The 23,939-nt window shown below is 44.9% G+C and carries 13 protein-coding genes; 5 read left to right on the top strand and 8 right to left on the bottom strand.

Annotated features, from left to right (window positions below):
- Positions 1–23 precede the first annotated feature (23 nt).
- Positions 24–1,082: a DUF892 family protein gene (locus tag BLP33_RS27710; protein ID WP_254780052.1), complete on the top strand. Its 1,059-nt coding sequence runs from the start codon at positions 24–26 to the stop codon at positions 1,080–1,082.
- On the opposite strand, the gene BLP33_RS04035 is transcribed toward BLP33_RS27710, so the two are convergent.
- From BLP33_RS04035 to BLP33_RS04020, 4 genes are all read right to left on the bottom strand, one after another.
- Complete coding sequence (locus BLP33_RS04035; protein WP_217633101.1) at positions 1,046–1,855, bottom strand: DUF72 domain-containing protein; 810 nt, start codon at positions 1,853–1,855, stop codon at positions 1,046–1,048. The genes BLP33_RS27710 and BLP33_RS04035 overlap by 37 nt on opposite strands.
- A 5-nt stretch (positions 1,856–1,860) precedes the next feature.
- Positions 1,861–2,349 (bottom strand): DUF421 domain-containing protein, encoded by a 489-nt coding sequence (locus BLP33_RS04030; RefSeq protein ID WP_090525113.1) that lies wholly within the window; start codon positions 2,347–2,349, stop codon positions 1,861–1,863.
- A gap of 175 nt (positions 2,350–2,524) precedes the next feature.
- Positions 2,525–2,992 (bottom strand): low affinity iron permease family protein, encoded by a 468-nt coding sequence (locus BLP33_RS04025; protein ID WP_090525111.1) that lies wholly within the window; start codon positions 2,990–2,992, stop codon positions 2,525–2,527.
- A 1-nt stretch (position 2,993) separates the two neighbouring features.
- Positions 2,994–5,192, bottom strand: coding sequence for a hypothetical protein (locus BLP33_RS04020; protein ID WP_090525109.1), 2,199 nt, complete (start codon positions 5,190–5,192; stop codon positions 2,994–2,996).
- Between the two features lie 107 nt (positions 5,193–5,299).
- Here BLP33_RS04020 and BLP33_RS27375 point away from each other — a divergent pair, with 107 nt between their 5' ends.
- The gene (locus BLP33_RS27375) at positions 5,300–5,470 is read left to right on the top strand and encodes a hypothetical protein (protein ID WP_175489925.1); all 171 of its coding nucleotides are present in this window, start codon (positions 5,300–5,302) and stop codon (positions 5,468–5,470) included.
- Positions 5,471–5,480: 10 nt separating this feature from the next.
- Positions 5,481–6,890 (top strand): MmgE/PrpD family protein, encoded by a 1,410-nt coding sequence (locus tag BLP33_RS04015; RefSeq protein ID WP_090525108.1) that lies wholly within the window; start codon positions 5,481–5,483, stop codon positions 6,888–6,890.
- A 72-nt stretch (positions 6,891–6,962) separates the two neighbouring features.
- Here the strand turns inward: BLP33_RS04015 and BLP33_RS04010 are convergent, their stop codons facing one another.
- The 3 genes from BLP33_RS04010 to BLP33_RS03995 form a co-directional block, all read right to left on the bottom strand.
- Positions 6,963–7,337, bottom strand: coding sequence for a response regulator (locus BLP33_RS04010; RefSeq protein WP_090525106.1), 375 nt, complete (start codon positions 7,335–7,337; stop codon positions 6,963–6,965).
- 126 nt (positions 7,338–7,463) lie between these two features.
- Complete coding sequence (locus BLP33_RS04005) at positions 7,464–9,449, bottom strand: tetratricopeptide repeat-containing sensor histidine kinase (RefSeq protein ID WP_090525104.1); 1,986 nt, start codon at positions 9,447–9,449, stop codon at positions 7,464–7,466.
- A 304-nt stretch (positions 9,450–9,753) separates the two neighbouring features.
- Positions 9,754–15,738, bottom strand: a complete 5,985-nt coding sequence (locus BLP33_RS03995; protein ID WP_090525100.1) for a DUF2341 domain-containing protein — start codon at positions 15,736–15,738, stop codon at positions 9,754–9,756.
- A gap of 699 nt (positions 15,739–16,437) precedes the next feature.
- Here BLP33_RS03995 and BLP33_RS03990 point away from each other — a divergent pair.
- Positions 16,438–18,819: an ABC transporter permease gene (locus BLP33_RS03990; RefSeq protein ID WP_090525098.1), complete on the top strand. Its 2,382-nt coding sequence runs from the start codon at positions 16,438–16,440 to the stop codon at positions 18,817–18,819.
- A 144-nt stretch (positions 18,820–18,963) separates the two neighbouring features.
- Here the strand turns inward: BLP33_RS03990 and BLP33_RS03985 are convergent, their stop codons facing one another.
- Positions 18,964–21,276 carry a PAS domain S-box protein gene (locus BLP33_RS03985; protein WP_090525095.1) on the bottom strand — a complete coding sequence of 771 codons (2,313 nt, stop codon included), beginning with the start codon at positions 21,274–21,276 and terminating at the stop codon, positions 18,964–18,966.
- Positions 21,277–21,517: 241 nt separating this feature from the next.
- Here BLP33_RS03985 and BLP33_RS03980 point away from each other — a divergent pair, with 241 nt between their 5' ends.
- Positions 21,518–23,866 carry a PAS domain S-box protein gene (locus BLP33_RS03980; RefSeq protein WP_090525092.1) on the top strand — a complete coding sequence of 783 codons (2,349 nt, stop codon included), beginning with the start codon at positions 21,518–21,520 and terminating at the stop codon, positions 23,864–23,866.
- Positions 23,867–23,939 lie beyond the last annotated feature (73 nt).

Here is a 23,939-nt window from a genome sequence, read left to right as displayed (position 1 = left end):
CGACAGGCCTGGATCAATTAATCATGGCAGAAAATAAGATTAAAGAATGTAGTAAATTGATAGCTCAACAGGGGATGACCATTGCTTTTGCCGAAAGCGCTACGGCAGGCTGGCTTTGTTCGGAGTTTGCACTTACCGACGAATCCGGCCAGGTTCTCAAGGGTGGGATCGCCTGCTATGATGCCGATCTCAAAGTATCCCTGTTAGGGGTACCGAAGGGATTGATTGATCAGTTTACACCAGAGTCGATGGAGGTGACGAGGGAAATGGCATACCGCCTGGCACACCTTATCCCATCCGACATACAGGTAACCGTTACCGGGCTCACTACACCCGGTGGCAGCGAAACCCCGGAAAAACCGGTTGGAACTATGTTTGTATATGCGCTGATCCATGACAGGCACCTCAGTTTTCGAAAAGTATTTCAGGGATCATGCGAAGAAATTATTCAGCAAACCATCCAGGCTACCGCGGAGATGCTGATCAGGGGGCTAACTCAATTTAATTATCATCAACATATATCTACTATGGCAACAAAAAACAACAAAAAGACCGCAGCAGCGGCCAGTCGCAGTCCGGAAGCCGAGAGCGCGCTGAAAGAACTATTCATCGACGAGATCAAGGACCTTTATTGGGCCGAGAAGCATTTGGCCACCGCCCTGCCCAAATTGATCAAGGGAGCTACCTCAGAAGATCTGAAGCAAACCATCACCACCCACCTGGAAGAAACCAAAAACCACGTAACCCGACTGGAAAGCGTATTCGAGTCTATTGGTGAGAAAGCTTCGGCTAAAAAATGCCTGGCCATGGAAGGTTTGCTGAATGAAGCAACAGAATTGCTGTCAGATACCGACAAAGGTACCGAAGTACGCGACGTAGCGATCATTTCAGCGGCACAGAAAGTGGAGCATTATGAAATCGCGTCGTACGGCACCTTGCGCACGCTGGCCGGTACATTAGGCTATAGCGAAGCGCAAAGCCTGCTTGAGGAAACCCTGGCCGAGGAGAAAAATGCCGATGCACTGTTAACCCAGGTAGCTGAAAACTATGTAAATGAAGCCGCAGCAGCGGAAACAGAATAAAACAAACCGACTGTTAGGGCGGCTTCGGTCGCCCTATTTATTAACCTTTCAGTGCTTAACCGAAAATTGCAGTAGGGACTTTGCGTTGGGAATAGCTGCCACTGCCGCGTCATTGTTAAAATAACACCATGCTTCCCGGACTTCCGGTTTTGAATTAATCTCATCGGCAAATTCCGTAACTGAGCATCACTATAAGATGAGCGGTATACATCCGGAACACCGTGAAAACGATAATATACCACAGGGCCGGTTACAACAGGCTCATCCGGCAGTTCGGGATGGCTCATACCGCAAAAAGAAACACCACGCTCCCTAAGCCGTGAATAAACATCTTCCTGCCACCAGCCCGGGTGCCTGAATTCCAATACATTACTAAAGCTGGGATCCAATTGCGCCAACACGCGTGCCAAACGTTCTTCATCATAATGAAAACGCGGCGGAAACTGGAACAATACAGGCCCTAACTTTTCCTGTAAACCATTGCGGATGGTATCATAAAAACTCGTGATCATATCCACGGTTCCGTGAAACTGCTTAAAATGGGTGATAGCCTTGGGGGCTTTTAACGCAAAGCGAAACTCAGCCGGCGCTTTTTCGTACCAGGTACGCAGCATAGATAATTGCGGAAAACGGTAAAAGGTCACATTTAATTCCAGGGTACGGAATTGCCCGGCGTAAAACTCAAACCAGCGCTTTTGCGCCAACCCCTCCGGGTAAAAAGTATTTTTCCAGTGACGATAGTAAAACCCTGAACATCCTATATGCCAATCCATACATATCATTTTTTAATGGCGCTGATATCGCCATTCCGTTCCATATACACCTTGTCTATCTTTTCTAAATCTTCAGTAAGTGCAGATTTGCGTACACCCTGCATGACATCTTCACGGCAAACCAGTGCCCGTTTCATCCGGTCTTCATCAAACCGGCCGCCACGAAAAAGCGGGATCTTCTCCCCTTCTACCCACCTAACTAAAGGACTGTTACGTGCAATAAGCCAGCCCAGCAGCCGGTGTAGCAGAACGATCACAAAGCAGCAAACAATAACCGGCACAAAAGCCGAGGCGCCAACCACCGCCCTGCTCATAACAGCCCCAAGCGAAATACTGACGATATTATCAAGCGGGGTACGTAACCCAAAAGAGCGACGTCCTGAAATGCGGATCAGCATAAGCGCGATAAAAAAGATAACAACGCCGCGGCTGCTCATTTGCAGCGCATTCAGGTCCTTCCCCTCTCCAAAAACAGTGATCAATAACTTTTCCATAACTCAATTTTTTAAAGGTCCGCTGCAAACAACTACGGGCTTGACGTTTTGAGCCGAACGATACCTTACCGCCAGCCAAATACCCGCTGCAACAAACCCGATGATGATCAAAAATCTTATTTTGCTTATCATAATCTCAATAACTAACGCGCCACGGGCGCTTCCAGGCATCCGGTTACTCTGACCTTTTATTACTCCTGGTATAACGTTTTGATTTATTTTGTTGATTTACCCGCGCGGCATCAATAGAATGTGTTTTGGTAAGGTCACTTTCTTTTTGCGCCAGTTCGGACAAACGGATGTAAAATTTGTACAGGTGATCCAGTTCCTCTTCAGTCAGGTCCTCAATATTTACCATCCTGTTACTGGTACCTTCATGAGAGGCCAGCAATTCATTCAGTTTTAAATGGACAGCTTTAGAATCCTTGTTCTGCGCCTTCTGGATAAGAAAGACCATTAAAAAAGTAATGATGGTTGTGCCGGTATTGATAATAAGCTGCCAGGTTTCCGAGTAGTGAAATACCGGCCCGGTAACAGCCCATAACACTATGGTGGACGCAGCTATAATAAAAGCGGCCGAACTGCCGGTTGCTGCGGTGGCCCAGTTAGAGAACCGCTCAAAGTAATTGATTTTCTTTTTCATGTTATTTCCAGCTAATAGTGATTTCGGCATTGCCGGGTATTAAATATTCAAAGTGGCCGCCTTTGATTTTTTTTCCGTCGATAGGCTTCTGATTAACACGCACTTCTACCCCTGGTAATTTACCAGGGCCGCTCTTAACCACCATCAGGCGGCAGTCGATGCGATTATCGCCCGCCATGCGGACATGAAGATAATCTTGCTTCCTGGCGGCAAAGCGGTAAACAGGATAATCAGTGAAGATCATGAAAGGCTGATCAGGTATACGGATATAGTGGCGCGGCAGGATCCCGAAAGCGTTGCCTGCCCCATATACTTCCTGGCCTACCTGCCCTGATTTTTCCCAGCCGTCGTGTAAATCCTCAAGCGCGATCCACAGGTTCGGATCAACCTCTCCTATTTTGGGCTTTTCCTGGAGCATTTCTTTTGGAAGCATCGTCGGGTAGTAATAAGCGGCACGGTCTACAAGATAACGGACATATTCGGTTATCAGGAGGCGTACCGATGGTAAAATCTCAATATCCTCGGCGTAGCGGAGGTAGTCATGCAGCGCGCAGAAAACTTCCTGTTCTTCGTATACTGCCGTATAAGGAGCGTCATTAAGCGGAAACAATGCAAAAAATGTCGGGAAGTTTTTCCCATAGCCATAATCACAGTCCCACAGCTTCACATTGTTAAACACACCTGCCAGGCACAGGTAACTAAGCTCGCGGTATATTTCTTTTTTGGTGATTTTATACAGGCGCAGCATTGCACCTGAGGAAAAGGCGGTATTGTTGGCCTGATAGAACAGGTCGAAGCCCTGGCCGCGCAAATGCATGGCAGCTTTTTCCGCTTCGGTTAAATAGTGTCTTTCGCCTGTAAGTTCCCAGGCCTGCAGCATGACATGGGCATATAAACCCGGCACATCCTTTTCACCTCCTTTACCTGGCTGTGTTTCGGCTTTTACTACTTCAAGCGTGTCAACTTTATAAAAAACCGGCCATTTATAATCAAAATGATGCGCCACCCGTATCGAAAATTCCAAAGAATCCAAAAAGAGTTTCCTGGCAACCTTATCGCCCTTCAGCGCAAGGCGCGACAGGTTTAACAAAGGGTGGTGCAGGTACCAGGAATCCATAACCAGCGGTTGTTTTTGTTCTTCCTCACCTTCCAGTGTATCGGCTGCTTTTGGGTGCCAGCGCATTATGGTGCCGTATTTTTCACTATAGAATGATGGCAGGCCAGCTTTAACTTTTTTCATTACTTCCAGTTCCGCGCCGCTCCATTCCACATAATCAAGTAAAGGCAGCAGCACCGCCAGTTGCACCATGATCTCGGGAGGAGTGACATAGTCTGATACATAGGCGTTAAAATAATGATGACCATCAAGTTGTACCCAACAACCGGGACTGTCTATCAGGTCTTTTAATCCCTTACCAAGGATTTCGGGCCAATGGGTATAATTCGTTGCCGGTTTGGGTAAAGCCAGGTAAACTTCAGCCAATAAATTGAGATATTGCTGAACCATGGCCGCTTCATCAGCGGGTACTTCTTCCGAAAAAACAATAAAAGCATCGCTCAAGGTATAGCTTGTACCTGCTGCCAGCGGTTTATTTTTAATAGTTGGCGGCAGGGCAAAGCCAATTTCAGGCCATTCGCCGCCTACACTGTCCGCCGCGGAGGTTTCGGTTTGCTGGTTGTAACCGGCCAACGCGGTTAAGTTTTGCAGGTATAATACTGAACCAGCTTTTGGCCGGTTCATGCTAAAATAGAGCTGTCCCGAACGCGTACCCACCTGCCTGGTGTGTATTTCTCCTTCGGCCCTGCTTTCACCTCCCCCGGAACCAAGCGGCACAATGTCGCGCGGCCAGTAAGGGAACAATAAGGTGGAGGCCGGCGTTAGCCTGGTGGTATGATGAAGTACGGGCCGGTTTTCTGTGGGTAAGGTCAAAATAACTTCATAGTCGCCCAACTGCGAGCCAATCTTCAACCGCACATCGTTTTTCCTTTCTTTTAGTGCGATCTGTAACCGGTCGTTTGGTGAATAAGCCAGCCGGAAAGCGATCTGATTGTCATTTGGCCATCCGGCCACCAGCCAGCAGCTGTCGCCAAGGTCATATATTTTAAAATCATAGCTGCCTGCTGTGGTTTTATATACCGGAATAAGGTCAGGCAAGTGCAGGGCGGCTTTGGTATTCCAAAACCAGGGTGATGCGTTCATAGGTTAAAATCGATTAACAATTAAAAAAATCGCTGAAAAAATATCTTTTAAATGATAATTAAAACATCGCTTAATGTTTTAAGTTTTAATTATAAAACTATCAGTCTATGAAAAAGTTAATTACACCACTATTCTTAAGCCTTTGCCTGTTATTGAGCAGTTGTGATGCCGTTGTCGGTATTTTTAAAGCCGGTGCTGCCGTGGGCATTTTCGCGGTAATCGTCGTTATCGCGGTCATCATCTGGGTTATCTCATTGTTTCGCGGCCGCAGCAATTAACAGGTAAATCATGGAAAAAGAGCTGCAGAATTTCAAGATCGCCCGTTTCGCGCTTAATGCCCGCTATGATGACATCGGTGAAGCCTCCGTCGAACAACTGAAACGCCATCTGCTTGACGCTTTGGGCTCGCTGATCCACGCTTGTAACAAACCTGCCATCCAAAAATTATTGAGGCAATTGCAGGTTATGGGCGAAGGCGGCAAATGCAAAGTGCCGCTTATTGAAAACTTACCCTACGACCGGGCGGCACAATTGTATACAGCGCTTATCCGTTATCCGGATTTTATGGATAATTTTATGGGCAAAGAAGCTACCTGCCATCCCAGTGATAATATAGGCCCGCTGCTGGCAGTAGCGCAGTTTGGGCCGATATCAGGTAAGGATTTCCTTGCTGCCATGGCCGTGGCTTACCAGATAGAATGCCGCCTCGTACTGGAAATCCCGGTCATGAAAGAAGGTATCGACCATACCTTGCTTTTAGGCTACTCGATGACAGCCGGAATTGCCCGCCTGTTAAACCTGACTGAAGAACGAACAGCTCATGCACTGGGCATTACCGGCACTTCAATAAGCCCGATGGTAAGCAGCCGGGCATCATATACCTATGAGTGGAAGGGGTTTGCATCTTCCCTGGATGCGCTGAACTGCGTTAACATCTGTTTCCTGGCCCGGGAAGGGATGACCGGCCCGGTGGCCATTTTTGAAGGCCCCAAGGGCTTTGATGATGTGTTTGGCATGAAGCTGGATTATGATTGGGATAGTGAGACCTTTGAACTGCTGCCACGCTGCGTATTGAAGAAATATAATGTAGAAGTACATGCACAGGCCACACTGGAAGCCCTTGACGAGCTGCGCAAACAACAGCAGGTTAATCCGGAAGAGATTGAAAACCTTGAGCTCACCACATTTTTAACTGCATATCACATCATAGGATCCGGTGCTTACGGCAACCGGCAAATTGTGGAAACGAAGGAACAGGCTGATCACAGTTTATTTTATGCTGCCGCAGTGCTCCTGCTCGATGGCGAAGTTTATCCCGAACAATATGAGCCGGAAAGAATTAAAAATAACGATGTACAGCAATTACTAAAGAAAGTGAAAGTAAGTACGGGTTTCCCACTGCATCAACCGCTGATAGTTGCCGGTATCCTTGATCCTTATACCGTTGCATATCCCGATAAAATGAAAACCAAGGTGGAGATCAGCATGAAAAACGGCCAAACCCTAACCAGGGAACAGGAAGATTACCATGGCTTTTTTACCCGTCCGTTTACATGGAATGATACGATTGAAAAGTTCCGGCGGCTGAGCAACAATATTATTTCCGCAGAGATGCAGGAGCAACTGATCGGCATCGTTCGTAACCTCGAAAACCTCCCCGAAATTTCAACCTTAATTAACCTGCTGGCTGCTATATAAAAAAGAATTATTTGAGCCGCTATGGTAACTGCAGGGCCATGGCACAGCCGGAGATTTACCGCATGGCACCGATCAAGCGGCAAAATGACGCACATGATTAACAAGTTCATTCACATCAAAAGGCTTAGCCAGATAATCATTGGCCCCGCATTGTTTCTCGTGCATCGTATGCAACCCGTGACTTGCCGAAACAATGATTATAGGTATATCCTGCATACCCGGATCATTTTTCAAATGTTTACAAATATCGCGGCCATCCATATCGCCCAGCATAACATCCAGCAACACAACATCTGGTCGTAAGGTCTGTATCGCTTCAAGGACGCCATGACCGTTATCCAGTTCGGTCACCGCATATCCCTCCATCTCCAGGATCAGATGTATTAACTCACGAATGTCCTTATCATCATCAACAACCAGGACTCTTTTCTGATAAGAGGCAATCATTATAGTTCTAAAAGCTACGTTTTAACATATTAACATAGCTCTTTTTGCACAAACATCATGCCCTGATATCGGAGGATGATTGAAGAATAAGTAAACATCCCATCGTCTGGCCTGTTTAAAACAGCTTTAAACAGCCACCAACTCTTCGTTTTCTATCGGCACGGTAAAATAGAACGTACTTCCGATCCCGGCCTTACTTTCAAACCATATGGTGCCATTGTTTCTTTCCACAAGCTCTTTACATAATAACAACCCCAGACCGCTCCCCTTTTCACTGGCTGTGCCAAAAGTGGTATATGAGGTATACTTGTTAAATATTTTTGATTGCGCTTCTTCGGGAATACCTTTCCCGTTGTCCCGAACCTTCAGTATCGCAAAGGCCTCGCTTTTTTCCGCGGTTACGGTAACATGATCACCCGCTTTTGAAAACTTTACGGCATTCTCCAATAAGTTCCTGATCACAATATCAATCATAGTTTCATCTCCGAATACCATCACGGGCTCAGCTATCTCTTCACTTGTTACTACCACTTTCTTTTCAGCGGCCCGCTGTTTCAGCAGCATAACATTTTGATCAATTAACTTTCGCACATCAAAACCGGCAGGATTGGGCTGGATTCCGTCCAACTGACTTTTTGCCCAGTATAGCAGATTTTCGACTAAGCTTGAGGTTATTATCAGGGTCTCATCTATTTTTTCAATCCAATAATCGCTTTCTTCTTCCGACAGGCTTTTTTCCTTTACTATATCCATCATATGACTGATGGTATGGATCGGTCCCCTTAAATCGTGCCCGATAATTGAAAACAGGCGGTCCTTTACGTGTACAAGTTCTTCGAGGTGAAGATTTTGCTCAGATATGTTTTTATTTTGCAGAGCCAGTTGCTCACTGAGCTTCTTTTTTTGCATGTAATTTCTGAGCAGGATAAAAGCGAGCAATACTAAAAGTATGGTGCCCGCAGTTAAAATATCCCGCTTCAGACTTACTTTTTCCAGCTCTTTTTGACCTATAATTTTATTTTTATTTAGCAAATCAATTTGCCGTTCCTTTTTTTCCAGCTCGTAAGCAGACTGCATATTCCTGATAGTTTTCAGTCTTTGTTCGGTTTTCAAGCTATCGTTCAAAGCAACTTCAAGGTTCCGGTAATATAGGGCCTGTTCGTAATTACCCATTTTCTGATGAGTTAAGTATAATACGTTATAGGCGGTTTGAATGAGTTCAACAATACCTGATCTCCTGCTTTCGTCAAGCCCTTTTTGTGCATACAGCATACTCGAATTGTATTTACCTGTATAATAAGATGTAAGTGCCAGGCCGGTATGGCAGTAAGCAACATCTTCGTCGTCGCCTGCATTTTGCGCAATATCAAGCGCCTTATTTAAATAACCCTCGGCAAGCCGGTATTCTTTCTTCGTAATATAATTTTCGGCAATATTGTACATTGCGGCGGCAGTAAAAACCGGGTCCTTTACCTTTTTTGCTATAACCAAAGCCTTTAAGTTATAAGCAATTGCCGAGTCTGACAATCCTTTTTTCTTAAATATCTCGCCAATATTCACCAACGGGCTAAACGTTCCTTCATGCGCGGGGTCGTTTTGCTTCATAGCTATCTTATAAGCCTTCTGACTGTAATAAAGCGCTTTCGAATAATCTTCCATTGAGGTGTACAGGCCGGCGATATTATTATACTCATTTCCGCTTAACCCTTCCATGCCCAGTTTTTCACTAATGCGCAGGCACTGTAAATGACTGTTAAGAGCTTCGGGCCATCTTCCTTTGTACCCGAAGGCTACCCCTTCTGCGAGATATGCCAGTGCAATACCTTTTTCATAATGGATTTTTTTTGCAAGATCAAGGGATTTTTGTGCCATCAGCAGCGCGCTGTCGGCATTCCTGCTCCAATACGACCTTGAAATAGAGTAATAGATCTTTACCCGGTCGGTGTCGTGCTTTGCTTTATCGAGATTTTTTATTTGCGTATTTATGTTATTGGTTTGGGCACGACATGCAGAAGTACTGATAATTATATTTCCAATACAAGCCAGGATACCATGCATGATAATACACAGCGTATATAAACGAAGTTTGCGAATCGTTGCCAAGCCGAACATTGATATGTTTTCTAAATGTTTATATAATGCCTTTATTCCCTGACACTTTAAGGCCTGCTCAACACTCCCGCGTGTTAACGACCGAAGGCATGCTGCTTTTTGTACAGGCGGATAGCTGTGAGAATAAGAACTAATATGAATATATAAATAATCCAGGTATCCAACGGACAATTATTATCCAGCGGGTCGCTGTCATCACACGGTGCGCCCGGATCATCAGCAAACAGCAAAATGGGGCTTATAACCAGGTAAAAAGTCAATAATATCCTACTGACCCGATAGATTGTTTTGCAGAGGTAAAATTTCATTTTTTATTAAATTTTTTAATTCCAATCAGCCTTTTGGTTGCCTTGTCCGAAATCTCAACAATGTAGTTTCCGGGCAGCAGATTGCCTACGTTCTGTTGTATATTATTGCCATCCGTTTCCCGGTAAAACATTATCTGGCCGGTTATGCCGGTTACCTTAAGTACCACCCTGTCCGGTACATTTCTATTGATCTTAATATAAAGTTCGCTGTTAACTGGATTAGGATAAAGTGTAATTTGCTCATTAATAATACCAGGTGCATTGAAACTTGCCGCCACTATTTTGCTATAGCTGATCGTATTAAAAGCATCATTTTGCTGCAAGCGATAGTAATTGGTTCCTGTTGACGGGAACCTGTCTATATAAGTATAAGATCCGCTGCCATTGCTTAACATTGATGTTAAAAGAACAAATTCCTTAGAGCCGTCCTGCCTTTGCAGTGTAAAGCCCGACAGGTTTCCTTCATGCTCAGTTTTCCAGGTTAACTGAATACCGTCTTTAACCGGGCTTGCCTCAAAACTCAGCAACCGGTAGTTTAATGAACTTTTTTTATGAAATACGATCTCAAACCTGTTTGCGCCGTAGCTGGTTGTATCTGTTTTGTCGATATTGAACGGGTAACGTTTATACTGGCTAAAAAGCAAAGAATCCTTTTTATAATGATCAAGCAGATATATGTCATATCTCGAATCAAGTGATTCAAATCCCGAACCGGAAATTGTATCTGTGGTCGCCGAATTATTAACATTCACAAATAACTTTACCCGGGTAGTGGAATCGATAACATTCATCCTGTTAATGGCGAGCATATTTTGGCTCCTGTATCCGTAGCTGGCCAGTGTCGAAACGTTTCCGATGCCGTTTAACCGGTCTGAATCATAAAAAGGCTCATATTCGTTTTTGGATCCGGGATCAAATAATACCATAATCTCATCCGTATTAACCGAATCAGAGGAGAGTTTCACCCGCATTAACTGGGGCCTGGCTAATGCCTGGCCTTTTTTGCTCATCAACATGTAAAGGGTACTCCCCAGGGAGCTGGGTTGCACTGTTGTTTTGGCAACTTCATTAAAAGTCAATGAAGCCGAGGTTGTAGTAGCCTGCACAAAAAAGCCTTGTCCGCTGGCAATGTAACGCGTTGCATTATTGGTGCCAATGCCCCCCGGGATCAAAGCGGTATAAGTACCATAATTTTTATTGGTGTAATTAAAAACATATATGGTAGCAGATACACCGGGGCCGTAAATACCGTTTGTTGAACTGCTTTGCGAAAAAGTGTCCCAATCAATAGAAGACGCATATGGATTGCCTACCAGATTATAACCGGTTTGTGCTTTGCTTAAAGTGGTGCTGCTGCTGTTCCACCATACTTTTACCGGGATGCTGCCCTGGTTAAGTGTGCCAACAGCTACCATTGTTGAAGCATCCGGGTCAATATAACTTCCGCCAAATCGGTATTGTTTATTCAGTGCTGTTGTGGAGGTGACATTGTTAACATTATTTCCGGCATAATATAACATGTAGCCATTACCTACCGGAAGCGTTGTTGTTGCAGTGGTGGTGCCTGTGCCGGTATAATAAGATATTGTATTACCCGAAATGTCTGTTAAGCCTTTAAAATTTCCGGAATTAAAAGTAGTGCTGCTTGCAGGCAGGTTCTCTTTGTATAAATAAACCGTAGAGGCAGCGTTGGTGACAGTAAATCCACCTGTCGTCCCTGTTGGTCCGGCAACAAAAACCCCGGAGAAATCCCCCGAATTGGCGTTCAGATAACTGAGGTTATAAGCACCTGTAGTGGTATTTACCGGGGAAGACAGAAGCCGATAATTGCGGGTATTGGTAGCAATAGTCCCGGCCTTGAAATAACGTTCTGCATATACTGTACCTATAATGCTGTACCCTGATGGGATAGGATCGACAGAGGCCGTTTGAGAGAAACTGCTTTTGAGTACCATAATAGCCCCGGAGGCAACCGCCAGGTTCCCCTTGGTAATTTTGAGCTCGCTGTAAATATCAAGTGTATCACTATTAACCGTTATTGTTCCACCCGCCGAATTATTCACTTCCATAGTGCCCACATGTGTATACCCTGTAGAGGCTGCACCATTGTAGCTTTGAGCGGCACTGGTCCCATTCCAGGTTATCTTTGATGTATTTAAATTATTCCAATCTATTTTTCCGGTGCCCTGGTTATAAATATTGCACCCAACACTTAAATTTGCCTTAAGGCTTATTGAAGCCGTACCGCTTAAAGTAAGCCCGTATACCGAAGCATCAGAATTAATTGTAATACTTTTGCCTGTTGGAATAATTAAAGTAGCTGTACCGTCAAAAGCAGGTGCCTGATTGGTGGTACCAGCGGTGGTGTTATCCCAGTTGCTGGCATCGGTATAAGTTCCTGTAACGCCTTTATAAGTATAGGTTAGTGCGCCCGGTATACTTGCCGCATTAGTGACATTAACAGAGGTTGTACCAACAGTAGTAAACGTTGCCGGGTTATTTTGATTTACATATTCTGCCTTAAGCCAATCGGCCGTTTTTGCAACATTTGAAACACGCGGTTCATCAATTACCCCGTTAAAATAATAGCTGTTCCCCCCTTCTCCTACTCCAATATAAAAGCTGGTATTAGCAGCAGGATTGACGACCGATAGTAATATTTTATATTGTGTTCCATCAACATATGTACTGAGGGTCGTACCCGTATAAACACTTTGTATATAATGCCATGCGCCGCTGGTAAAAGCAGTTGGATTAGGGATACTAAGCCTGTTTGTGGCAATACCCGATTCCGATTCAGGGATGTCATTAGTATAGATCCCCATTTTATAGCCGCCGCTAAACCCTCCTGTTGCATCCTGGTTTGTCATTACTTTTTGATCAAGACCTGTAGCTCCTAATTTAACCCAGGCAGATAAGGTGAAGGGGCCTGTAACAGATACGGCATTGGTTGTAATTTTTTTGCTCGATCCGTTAAAGCTGTAAGCCGTGCCGATTTTACCGGTAACAAGGTCCGCCGAGGTCATCCCGCTGGCAGTGCCCGTATGCCCTCCCGCGGTACCATCAGCAACCGAACCCGTATAGCTCGATTCATTAAAATGGAATACAGCCAGGTAATTACTTGCCCAGGTATTCGCAAAAAATGCCGTATTGTGTGTTACCGTAGGTGATTTTGAACCGTAATAAAAAGATATGATATTGTTGGTAGCATAAGTTAAAGTAGGGATTTGTACCCAGACCAGCAGGGTTCCCGTGGTTTGGTTGTAGCTTTCAACCTGGTAATATAACTCGCTGCCGCCGCTTACAAATGCAAAATCGTAATTGGGGCCGTTGGGATTTTGCACTTTGTCTGAACATGTATTTGTAATGATCAGGTTATTATCCTGTATGCTGAGTAATGCCGGAAAATTGGTAAGGTTTGATGTAATGCCAAGTGAGGTTGTATTTAATGTGATGGTTTCACCAAAAGCATAATTACCATAGGTACCCAGGTTTACAGTTACATTTTGTGTTGATGACGACGAGCAGCCCGCAGCATTGGTTACAGTCAAAGTAATTGTTTTTGTTCCGGGCGTTGCCCATTGTACCGAAAACGGTCCCTGCCCGGTACCGGTTGAAGGTGTGCCTCCATTAAAATCCCAACTATAAGTTGAAGTTGAGGGGTCTGTCCCTGTATAAGTGACAGTAGCGTTTGAGTTAATGTTTACCGAAGACGTTGCAGTAAATGTTGTTGAAGGCAGTGCATTTACAACTGCGGTTACATTTAACTGCGAGGTACAGCCATTTGAACCGGTTACAGTAAGTACATAGGTGCCTGCATTTGCTGATGTAACATTGCTGATTGTAGGATTTTGAGAGGTAGATGTAAAGCTGCCCGGCCCCGACCATGAGTAGGTAGCGCCGCTTACCGTATTGGCCTGGAAAGCAAGTGTACCGCCGGGGCAAACCGGGGCACTGCCTGCACCGTATAACGTATACACTTGAGCCGCAGTTAACTCGGTTTGATAAACAGCTATGTCATCCAGTGAGCCGTTAAAATAATAACTGGATGGTGCACCTGGCCAACTTGCTAAATTGTCATAAGCAACCCGCCAATAACCTGTGTAAGCTCCTGCTGATGTCATCGTAGGATCACTGGCCTGCAGTGCGCCATCTACATACAGGTTGGCCCCATTTGTAGATGACATAGTTACAACTGCATGGTGCCATGCGCCATCAGCATAGGATGCAGTAGTGTTTATTGTGTTATATGTACTGCCAGGTTTAACCCCAAAGTATAGTTGTCCGCTGCTATTCATATAAATATGACGGTCATAACCAAAAGCACTTGAGCTTAACCCGGTTTGTGACGAACCGAAACCAACCAGCTTACCTCCTGCCGAACTTGTTTTAAACCACACACTGATAGAAAAAGTTTGCGGACTAATTAGTATCAGGCTGGAAGTGGCCATGTATTGACTTGAACCATTAAAACTATAGGCACTGCTTGCTGCTCCATAACGATCAGTAGTAAGTGTGGGAGCATTTTGAGGTATTCCATTATTAAAATTACCAGAGGCGTCATTAGCGTTACCTGTAAACGGATAGGAAAGATATAAGCTGCCTGTAGTGGGCGCAGTTGATATAACGGGTTTGGCATTTACTGTTGCAGTTACGGCGATGCGCGGCGTGCTTGTTGCCCCGTTTTGAGTATAGCTTACATAATAAGTAGTAGTTGCCGATATAGTTGGCGTAGTAAAGGTGGCTCCCGTTCCTAAAGATGAGCCGCCGGTAAGAGCTGCATACCAGTTATATACCCCGCCCGACGGGGAGCTTCCTGAAGCTGAAAGCGTTACAGTGCCCGAACCGCACGTTGAACCGCCGGTACCTGTAGGGGCTGTAGGATTAACCGTAATAGAAAATGTATTACTGGTACCTGCACCACTGGCATTATAGCCCGTAACAATATAGTTGGTGGCTGCCATCGCTGCTGTCGGGGTACCGCTGATGCTGCCTGTTGAACTGTTAAAGCTTAATCCGGCAGGTAAAGCCTTGTTTAAAAAAAAGCCGCCGGTTGGCGTAGTTTTGTTTATTTGGTTGGCATAATAGACCGCGGTAAATATGACGCCCTTGCTGTCAACAGCTATCCCCTCAGGATCCGTAAGGGCTTTACTGGTAAGTAACGTACCGCTTTGATTGTAAACATAAACTATATTGGTAGCTGCATTGTCGCCTACATAAAAATTGCCGGCACCATCAATGGTTATGGCTTGCGCTGATGTATATCCGCTAAGAAAAATAGATTGAAATGTGCCGGCCGAATTGTATTTTGTTACATTCCCGGTGCCGTTATTTAATACGTAAATGTTACCCGATGCGTCCACAGCTACTCCAAGTGGAGTGCTTAAATTAGTAGTGGGCAGCGATAGTAACAGTGTACCACTGGTATTGTATTTTTGCACCGTAACAGCGCCCTGATCGGCAATGTAAATATTATCCGAATTGTCGATGGTAATTCCTAATGCATAATTTAAGCTGCTCAGTATGGTAGACTGGTATACGCCACTTGAATTATATTTATATACACTGCCTGTGCCCGGGGTAGCACCCAGGTTCAACACGTAAGCGTTGCCCGATGAATCAAAAACCAGGTCTTTAGGAAGCGACATGGTAGCACCCGTACCAAAGGTACCCAGGTAAGTACCGCTTGAATTATATCTGCTGATGGTGTTGTTACTTGTATTAGTTACATAAATATTGCCGGCCGCGTCGATAGCCATTCCGCGCGGGTTGCTTAAGGTAGCACCCGTAAGCGCTGTCGGCGCACCATAGCCTATCGCGCTAACGCCGTTAGTAACTGAGGGGGTCAAGGTAGTAATGGCTGTGCCAACTGTATAAACATTGGATGAAGTATAGGTAATGATGGGAACAGCGGCAAAAATGTTATTCCCCAGCAATATTAAAACAACCGATAGTAAAAAGTAAGCATGACGCCCTCTCATATTCACAGGTAAAACGTTATTAAATAATATTCTTAATAATATTCAACCTTTATACGGCCAGCCAGATCAATTGGTTTAGTTATTTACAGAAAATCAGTTATTTGAACAAAGTATTATAAGCACGCGATCAACACTTAAACATACGCTCAAATAATATAAAAACTAATCATTCGATTGACGTGCAGGAAAATAAGCAGCGAAAAGATTTCGGCTTTATTGCCCGATGACCGGCGAACAGGAATCGCCTTTATTTTCAAAGATTATTATATGCCGACGGCTACCCTATGAAGGATAGCCGCCGGCCTTCTTCTTTGCTGACCAAACAATAGTTGGTAACCCTTAAGGTTAGACTTGTAAAAAATAGTTAATCAGGGGAAAGCGAAATAATGGCACCGTAACGGCGGCAACGCATGATCTTCTACAAGACACCTATATTTCAGATTGATACTCAACGTTAAAAGGCATTTTCGGTATCCAGATAAAAGAACATTTATTAAAAAAGTTACATTCCACCGAAACAGATCCGAAATCAACCATCCGCAACCGCACAATCACTGTGCGAAAACGAACGATTCCAAGACACACACACATCGCATTCAATTGACTTACAATAAATTAATCATTTGGCACACATTTAATGCATATTCTTGAAGCAGGCCTGTCTGCGCATCGGTGGCTGCCAATTAAACAATCAATTTTATGATCAAAAATTATTTAATAATTGCATGGCGTAACCTTATCAAAAACAAGGTACACTCTGTTATCAATATCGCCGGGCTATCTGTTGGTATGGCAGTAGCTATGCTGATCGGCCTGTGGATATGGGATGAGCTATCCTTTGATAGCAATCATAAAAACCGAGACACTATTGCCCAGGTAATTCAAAATGTAACCAATAACGGGGAAGTGCAAACATGGCAATCAGTTCCGCTGCCCCTGGCCGCGGAACTGCGCAAAAACTACGGAAGACTTTTTAAGCAAGTGGTGAACAGCGCCGGTTATGGCGATCACATGCTGGCGCTTGACAACAAAAAACTCAACCGTACCGGCATGTTCATGGAACCTAACGGCCCCGAAATGTTTACATTGCAAATGCTGAAAGGCAACCGCAATGCGCTTATCGATCCTTCATCTATCCTGATCTCCGCTTCAACGGCTAAAGCTTATTTTGGCGACAGTGATCCGATCAACAAAACTTTAAAGATTGATAACCATTACAATGCAAAAGTTGGAGGCGTGTTTGAAGACATGCCCTCAAATGCCACATTTGCTGGCCTCAATTTTATCGCGCCCTTTGATATGGGGTTTACTGCCAATGACATCAGATCGATGCGTGAACCATGGCGGCCAAACTTCTGTACGCTATATGTTCAAACTGCCGAAGGCGCCGACCTATCGGTCATCTCATCAACAATAAAAGATGCCAAGCTGCGTAATGTGAGCGCTGTTCTCGCTAAAAAGAAACCTGCGCTGTTCCTGCAGCCCATGAGCAAATGGCATCTTTATGATGAATTTAAGGATGGTAAAAATACAGGCGGCCGTATCCAGTATGTATGGATGTTTGGTATTATTGGCGTATTTGTGTTGCTACTGGCCTGTATCAATTTCATGAACCTGAGCACTGCGCGGTCTGAAAAGCGTGCCCGCGAGGTGGGTATCCGCAAGGCTATCGGCTCGGCCAGGGGCCAGCTGATCTATCAGTTCTTTAGTGAATCGGTATTATGTGTATCCTTTGCCTTTGTACTTGCGCTGCTTTTTGTGCAATTGAGTTTGCCTTTTTTTAATGAAGTAGCCGGCAAACAAATAACTATCCCCTGGACTAACCCTTTTTTCTGGCTTATGGGAATAGGCTTTACCTTGTTTACCGGCATAGTGGCAGGTAGTTACCCCGCTTTTTATTTGTCTTCTTTCCAACCTGTAAAGGTACTGAAGGGAGCTTTCAGGGTTGGAAAAATGGCTGCCCTCCCCCGCAAAGCATTGGTAGTGCTGCAATTCACAGTATCTGTTACGCTAATTATAGGCACCATTGTTGTTTTCAGGCAAATACAATTTGCAAAAGACAGACCTGTGGGTTATACCCGCGACGGGTTATTATCAGTTAACCCGGGTACAGACCAAATCCATAAAAGTTTCGAAGCCGTAAAAGATGAACTTTACAAAACCGGCACAGTGGTTTCCGCAGCAGAGGGAGATGTAAACCCAACACAAACCGCGGGCAGCACCAGTGCCATTGAATGGAAAGATAAAGATCCGAACCTGAGCATAGATTTTCAGCAGAATGGCGTTTCGGCCGGCTACGGAAAAACCGCCGGATGGCAATTCAGGGAGGGACGGGAATTTTCTAAAGATTTTCTGACTGATTCAACAGCGGTAGTCATCAACGAATCCGCCGTGAAGTTTATGGGGATGAAGGACCCTTTAAGAAATAGTATTACTTTTTATGGCGTCACTTTTAAAATCATCGGCGTGATCAAAGATATTATTGTCGATTCGCCATACGGACAGGTGAAGCCATGCGTTTACTTTTTTAATAAAGATGCCGGAGGCGCCGTATTACTGCGTATTAATCCAAAGGTGAGCGCCGGTACTGCTATAGCAAATATCCAGAGGGTATTTAAACGTTTTAATCCTGAGCAGCCCTTCCAATATACTTTTATCGACGGGGCCTACGCTCAGAAATTTGGTAACGAGCAGCGCATCGGCAGGCTGGCCGCATTCTTTGCCGGGCTGGCAATCTTTATCAGTTGCCTTGGATTATTTGGCATGGCTTCCTTTATGGCCGAACAACGTGTGAAAGAAATCGGCGTTCGCAAGGTGCTGGGGGCAACAGTTTTCAACCTTTGGCGGTTATTATCTGCAGATTTCATTAGCCTGGTCATGCTTTCATTACTGTTAGCTACACCGATAGCGTTTTACCTGATGCACAACTGGCTCCAGCATTTTGATTACCGGGCGGGTATATCGGCGTGGATATTTATTATTACCGGTTTTACAGCGCTTGTCATCACACTGCTTACGGTTAGCCTACAGACGATAAAAGCAGCGTTAACAAGCCCGGTAAAGAGCCTAAAAAGCGAATAACCGGAAAATTCCGGTTACGGTATAGTGGGGTGAAGTTAAAAAAAGACCTGTCGTTAATTTTATTTGGCAGGTTTTCGCTAAAACGATAAATGCCGTAATGTTAAATTTTTACTAAGCCGTTATGCTAACCATTAAGTTACCTGTTTAAAGATCGCGCGCAATTTGCATTACTTTTTCCGCTTCAATGCGACGGTGGATCTCATGCACCATGCTGTCCATTTCCCGCGCGCATTCGCGGAGTTTTGAAAAAATCTCTCTTCGCTCGTTCTCATCTTCTGCCATATCCAGCAAGTTTACCAATCCGAGCATAGTTGCCACAGGCCGCCTGATCTCATGCGAGCTTATCCACGCTATCTCACGGAGTAAACGGTTCTGCCTGTTAACCTCTTCTTCTTTTTCTTTACGGTAAGTTATATCCTGACAAACGATGATGTAGCCCTGAAAAGCGTTATCTTCATCATATGCAGGGGTTAACTGGGCTGATACCCAAACCGGGGTTCTGTTTTTGGTATAAATGATCGTATCAATACCAAAAGCTTCCCTGGCCTGCTGTTTCCTTAATAACGTTTGGATCACCGGGTCATCGGGATCTGTCAAAAAATCACCCGGCATCTTATTTACCACCTCTTCCATGGCGTAACCGGTCAGCTCTACAAAGGCATTATTTACCCATTGCACCCTGCGCAGATCATCTGTAATAAGCACCATATTATTTACCTGTTTGATGATCCCTGCCAACCGCTTATTTTCCTGGGTGCTGCGTTTAAGGGCATCAATATCTCTTACCGCTCCTATCAGTCGTATCGGTTGCTTCTGTTCGTTATATATAAAATACCCCTGGTCCATCACGTATTTATATTCACCTTTACCGCAATTAAGCCGGTATTCGCATTCCCAATTGGTTAAACCGGCACGGCTGATCCTTTCCTGGCTGCTCACTACTTCTTCCATATCATCCGGATGGATCAGCGACCGCCACCATTCCAGTTCATAACTGATTTCGTCGAGCGATATTTGCACCAAATGTGTAAGGCTTGTATTGTATATCAGTTTGTTTTCAACAATATTAAGGTCATAAACAACATCCCTCGTCGCCTGGGCCACCAGTTCGTAACGTTCAACTGCTTCTTTTAACCGTTCGTCTTTAAGCCTGTCTTCGGTAATGTCGGCGAAGTATACGGCAACACCTTCATCGGTAGGATAAGCAGCCATCCTGAGCCAGCGCTGCAGGATAACCGAGTAATCTTCGTGCCTTACAATAACCCTTTCTTCAAGCGCTTTATGGTAAACATGATAAAACTTATTTTCGGCTTTAGGAAAAAACTCAAAAATACTTGCACCAATAATCTGGCTTCTGTCTGTTTTAACCATCTCCCGAAAGATGTCGTTTATCCGGGTTATCTTCATTTGGCGGTCGAGCTCAAAAAAGCAATCGGTAATACTGTTCAGCGTATGCTCAAAGCTATACTGATACCGATTACGCTCCATTTCCAATTGCTTGAGCTCAGTAATATCCTGTAGCGAACCTGCTATCTTAAGTTCCTGCTCCCCGGTGCTTTCAACGCGGGCAAGCTGCCGGATATAACGGGTTGTGCCATCCAGGGCAGTGATGCGGTGCGTTACATCGAGTTGTTTACCGGTACTGATGAGCTCATGCAAAGCGTTGATCATCAGCGGCCGGTCTTCCGGAAAAATGTGATTTACATAAATATCGAATGCTTCGCGCCCATCCCGCTTCAAACCTGCGATGCGATAAACTTCGTCTGACCATATCAGCTTGTTTTCACGGGGGTAGAATTCCCATCCGGCCACCCGCGACAACAACTGGGTTTCACTAAGCTTGTGTTTTTCTTCTAAAAGCTCCTGGTTTACTTTTTCAAGAGCTTGCTCAAATGCTACCCGTTCGGTCATGTCACGAGCCATAACCATGATATGGGGCTTTTTATTGAACCAGATTTTATGCGAGGTAATATTTACATAAATCAGTTGCCCGTCCTTTTTAATGTGACGCCAGGTACCGCTATCATTGAGCTTACTGTCTACCCGATCGGACGAAGCAATCACATTCTCCCGGTCTTCCAAAGGCCTGATATCCAATATTGTCCGTTGCCTGAACTCCTCCGCACTGTAGCCATAAACCGCAATTGCGGCATCGTTTACCGAAATGAAACGGAGTGTCCCCGGCTCGTAAATCCACATTGGGTTTGGATTGGATTCATACATGCTCCGGTATTGCTTTTCGCTCTGTTTCAACCTTCGTTCTTCTGACCTGATCAAAACGTAAAGAGCAATTGCTGTAACCATCACAAACAGGCACCCCTTTCCTAAACTCAGCCACAGGTATTGGTGGGGGCTAAGTATTCCTTCGAAATAAAACAACAGCCGGTCACTGAACAGGATCCACAGCAGGCTAATCAACAAATAAGCAAAGGCAATTCCGAACGCCCCTTTTCTCATATATAGTCAGTAAAATCAATAAAGTTGTTAAACGTTATTGTTAATTAGTAAGTTACCAATTAAAAAAATTAAGCCCCTGAATTAAAATTAAACCGTTGTATAAATAGCAAGCCCCAATAATTGTAACATCTATGTTACCTTCGATATTTATTACCGGTAACGCCAAACCATCCCTTTGGTTTTTTTCGTAAAAACATAAATTATTGTATACCACTTAACATCATTGATACCCGGTATCTCCATGCGACTGAACTTTACCCGCAATTTACAGCTCGGCTACGGGTTTTCGATATTGATCCTGCTGATCGTCGGATTCTTTTCCTATAATACGATTAATAATTTGCTAAATAGCAATAACGCTGTTGGCCACAGCACGCTGGTGATCCAGAAGCTTGAACAAGCTATTTCATCGATGAAAGATGCAGAAACAGGGCAGCGTGGCTTTCTGCTTACCGGCAAAACCGCCTTCTTAGGCCCTTATAAGGGTGCCTATCTCAAAACACAGCGCCTGATTAGTGAGGTAAGTGCCTTAACCGCCGATAACGCTCTGCAGCAAGCCAACCTGGCAGGCATTCAAGCGATACTAACCCGGCGAATGGCCATTCTGGAGCAACTTGTTTCAAAAAAGCAACATCATCAGGTTATTTCCACAGCCGATCTGGAAGAAGGCAGATCTGCCATGGATGCATTGCGCCTTGCCATTGACCATGCAGAAGATACCGAACGCAAACTCTTGGATGAACGCAGGGCGGTTTTGGAACGTTATACCGCTGTTGCTCCGGCAGCCATAATCGTAATGCTCATACTCGCCGTTGTGATCGCCTCATTATCATATATCAGTGCAATTCGGGATGTAAAGGTAAAAGAACGCCTGCAGCAGGAGCTGGAGGTGAAAGAACAGGAGACCGCGGCTTTTAACGAGGAGCTTACCGCGGCTAATGAAGAGATCAGCACAACAAACGAGGAACTCCTCTCAATCAATGGGGAGCTTTTGGAGGCACAGCAGGCACTTTCACGGATGAACGGATCGCTGGAGGAATTGGTAGCTTCACGCACTAAATCCCTTGCAGAAAGTGAAGAGGAAACGCAAGCTCTTAATGAGGAGCTTACCGCGATTAACGAAGAACTTGCGGCATCAAACGAAGAAATGCTGGCAAGTAATGAGGAACTACAAAAAAGCAGGGACGAAATACAAAAGAAGGAGCAGTTATTCCGTTCTATCGCCGTCAATATTCCCCGCTCGCTGGTCCTCGTTATTGACAGAGAACATAACCTGATAACGATGGAAGGTGAACTGATGCAAAAATTAGGGTACAATGGAGATAGTTATGCAGGTTTACATATGGCCGAACTTAACTCGCCGGAGCGATATGCCATAACCAGGGAGTATTATGAGCGGATGTTGAACGGTGAGCAGATAAGGACCGAACTTAAAAGCACCGGCGGCCATGATCTGCAGGTAGATTTTGTACCATTAACAGATGAACGGGGAATGGTGTATGCCGGACTGGTGATCGCGCTTGACATATCCGATCAGAAAAAAGCAGAGGAACGCAGTGCCAAACTGGCCGCCATCGTAGAATCATCAGATGATGCAATAATAGGCAAATCGCTGGAGGGGACGATCACCAGCTGGAACAAATCGGCAGAAAGGATCTTTGGTTACCCGGCCTCCGAAATGATAGGACAATCTATTCTTAAACTGGTTCCGGAAGACCGGCAGGATGAGGAACCGCAGATCATAACCCGCCTGAAAAACGGGGAACGCATGGAGCATTTTGAGACAAAAAGGCTGGCAAACGGTGGTCGTGTCCTGGACGTATCCCTAACCATTTCGCCTATACGCGACAAACACGGAAAGATCACCGGGGTTTCCAAGATCGCCAGGGATATTTCAGAACAGAAACAGGACGAGCTGCGAAAAAATGATTTTATAGGTATGGTGAGCCATGAACTTAAAACCCCGTTAACCTCACTAATGGCGTTGATCCAGGTGGCTAATCTCAAATTGAAAAATAATCCTGATAGTTTTCTCGCGGGCGCTATGGAAAAGGCGGAGATCCAGGCGAAGAGAATGAGCAGCATGATCAACGGTTTCCTGAATATATCGCGCCTGGAATCAGGTAAAATCGCTATTAATAAAGAATTATTTGATTTGGACCTACTGATCAGGGAAGTTGTTGAGGAATACGGGCTCACTGTTTCCACTCATATTATTGACATTGATATCAGTAATCATGTGCAGGTTAACGCCGACAGGGAAAAGATCGGCTCGGTAATTTCCAACCTGATTAGCAACGCCGTTAAATACTCGCCCAAACGCGGGAAGATTGAAGTGAAATGCGCTCCGGTCAATGGCTTTGCCCAGGTTAGCATAAAAGATGAGGGAATGGGGGTTAATGCCCAGGACCTGCCGAGGATCTTTGACCGTTATTACCGGGTTGAAAGTAACCAAACCCGTCATATTTCAGGTTTCGGTATAGGGCTTTATTTAAGTGCCGAGATCGTCCGCCGGCACGAAGGACAGATCTGGGCAGAAAGCGAAAGCGGTATAGGATCTGTTTTTCACTTCAGTTTACCACTGGCTTAAACCGAGCATCATTACGGGTAACCGGGGATTTTTTATTAATTTACCTATCGCACCCGTTAAAGTTTAAAGTAAC

The organism is Mucilaginibacter sp. NFR10, assembly GCF_900100445.1.
In the GTDB taxonomy this organism is placed as follows: Bacteria; Bacteroidota; Bacteroidia; order Sphingobacteriales; family Sphingobacteriaceae; genus Mucilaginibacter; species Mucilaginibacter rubeus.
The sequence above is the reverse complement of the archived record's forward strand: the minus strand, read 5'-3'. Positions and strand labels throughout refer to the sequence as shown.

Coding starts and splice junctions, on each gene's coding strand:
- BLP33_RS27710 (WP_254780052.1), top strand. CDS start 24: ATGGCAGAAAATAAGATTAAAGAATGTAGTAAATTGATAGCTCAACAG.
- BLP33_RS04035 (WP_217633101.1), bottom strand. CDS start 1,855: ATGGATTGGCATATAGGATGTTCAGGGTTTTACTATCGTCACTGGAAA.
- BLP33_RS04030 (WP_090525113.1), bottom strand. CDS start 2,349: ATGGAAAAGTTATTGATCACTGTTTTTGGAGAGGGGAAGGACCTGAAT.
- BLP33_RS04025 (WP_090525111.1), bottom strand. CDS start 2,992: ATGAAAAAGAAAATCAATTACTTTGAGCGGTTCTCTAACTGGGCCACC.
- BLP33_RS04020 (WP_090525109.1), bottom strand. CDS start 5,192: ATGAACGCATCACCCTGGTTTTGGAATACCAAAGCCGCCCTGCACTTG.
- BLP33_RS27375 (WP_175489925.1), top strand. CDS start 5,300: ATGAAAAAGTTAATTACACCACTATTCTTAAGCCTTTGCCTGTTATTG.
- BLP33_RS04015 (WP_090525108.1), top strand. CDS start 5,481: ATGGAAAAAGAGCTGCAGAATTTCAAGATCGCCCGTTTCGCGCTTAAT.
- BLP33_RS04010 (WP_090525106.1), bottom strand. CDS start 7,337: ATGATTGCCTCTTATCAGAAAAGAGTCCTGGTTGTTGATGATGATAAG.
- BLP33_RS04005 (WP_090525104.1), bottom strand. CDS start 9,449: ATGTTCGGCTTGGCAACGATTCGCAAACTTCGTTTATATACGCTGTGT.
- BLP33_RS03995 (WP_090525100.1), bottom strand. CDS start 15,738: ATGAGAGGGCGTCATGCTTACTTTTTACTATCGGTTGTTTTAATATTG.
- BLP33_RS03990 (WP_090525098.1), top strand. CDS start 16,438: ATGATCAAAAATTATTTAATAATTGCATGGCGTAACCTTATCAAAAAC.
- BLP33_RS03985 (WP_090525095.1), bottom strand. CDS start 21,276: ATGAGAAAAGGGGCGTTCGGAATTGCCTTTGCTTATTTGTTGATTAGC.
- BLP33_RS03980 (WP_090525092.1), top strand. CDS start 21,518: ATGCGACTGAACTTTACCCGCAATTTACAGCTCGGCTACGGGTTTTCG.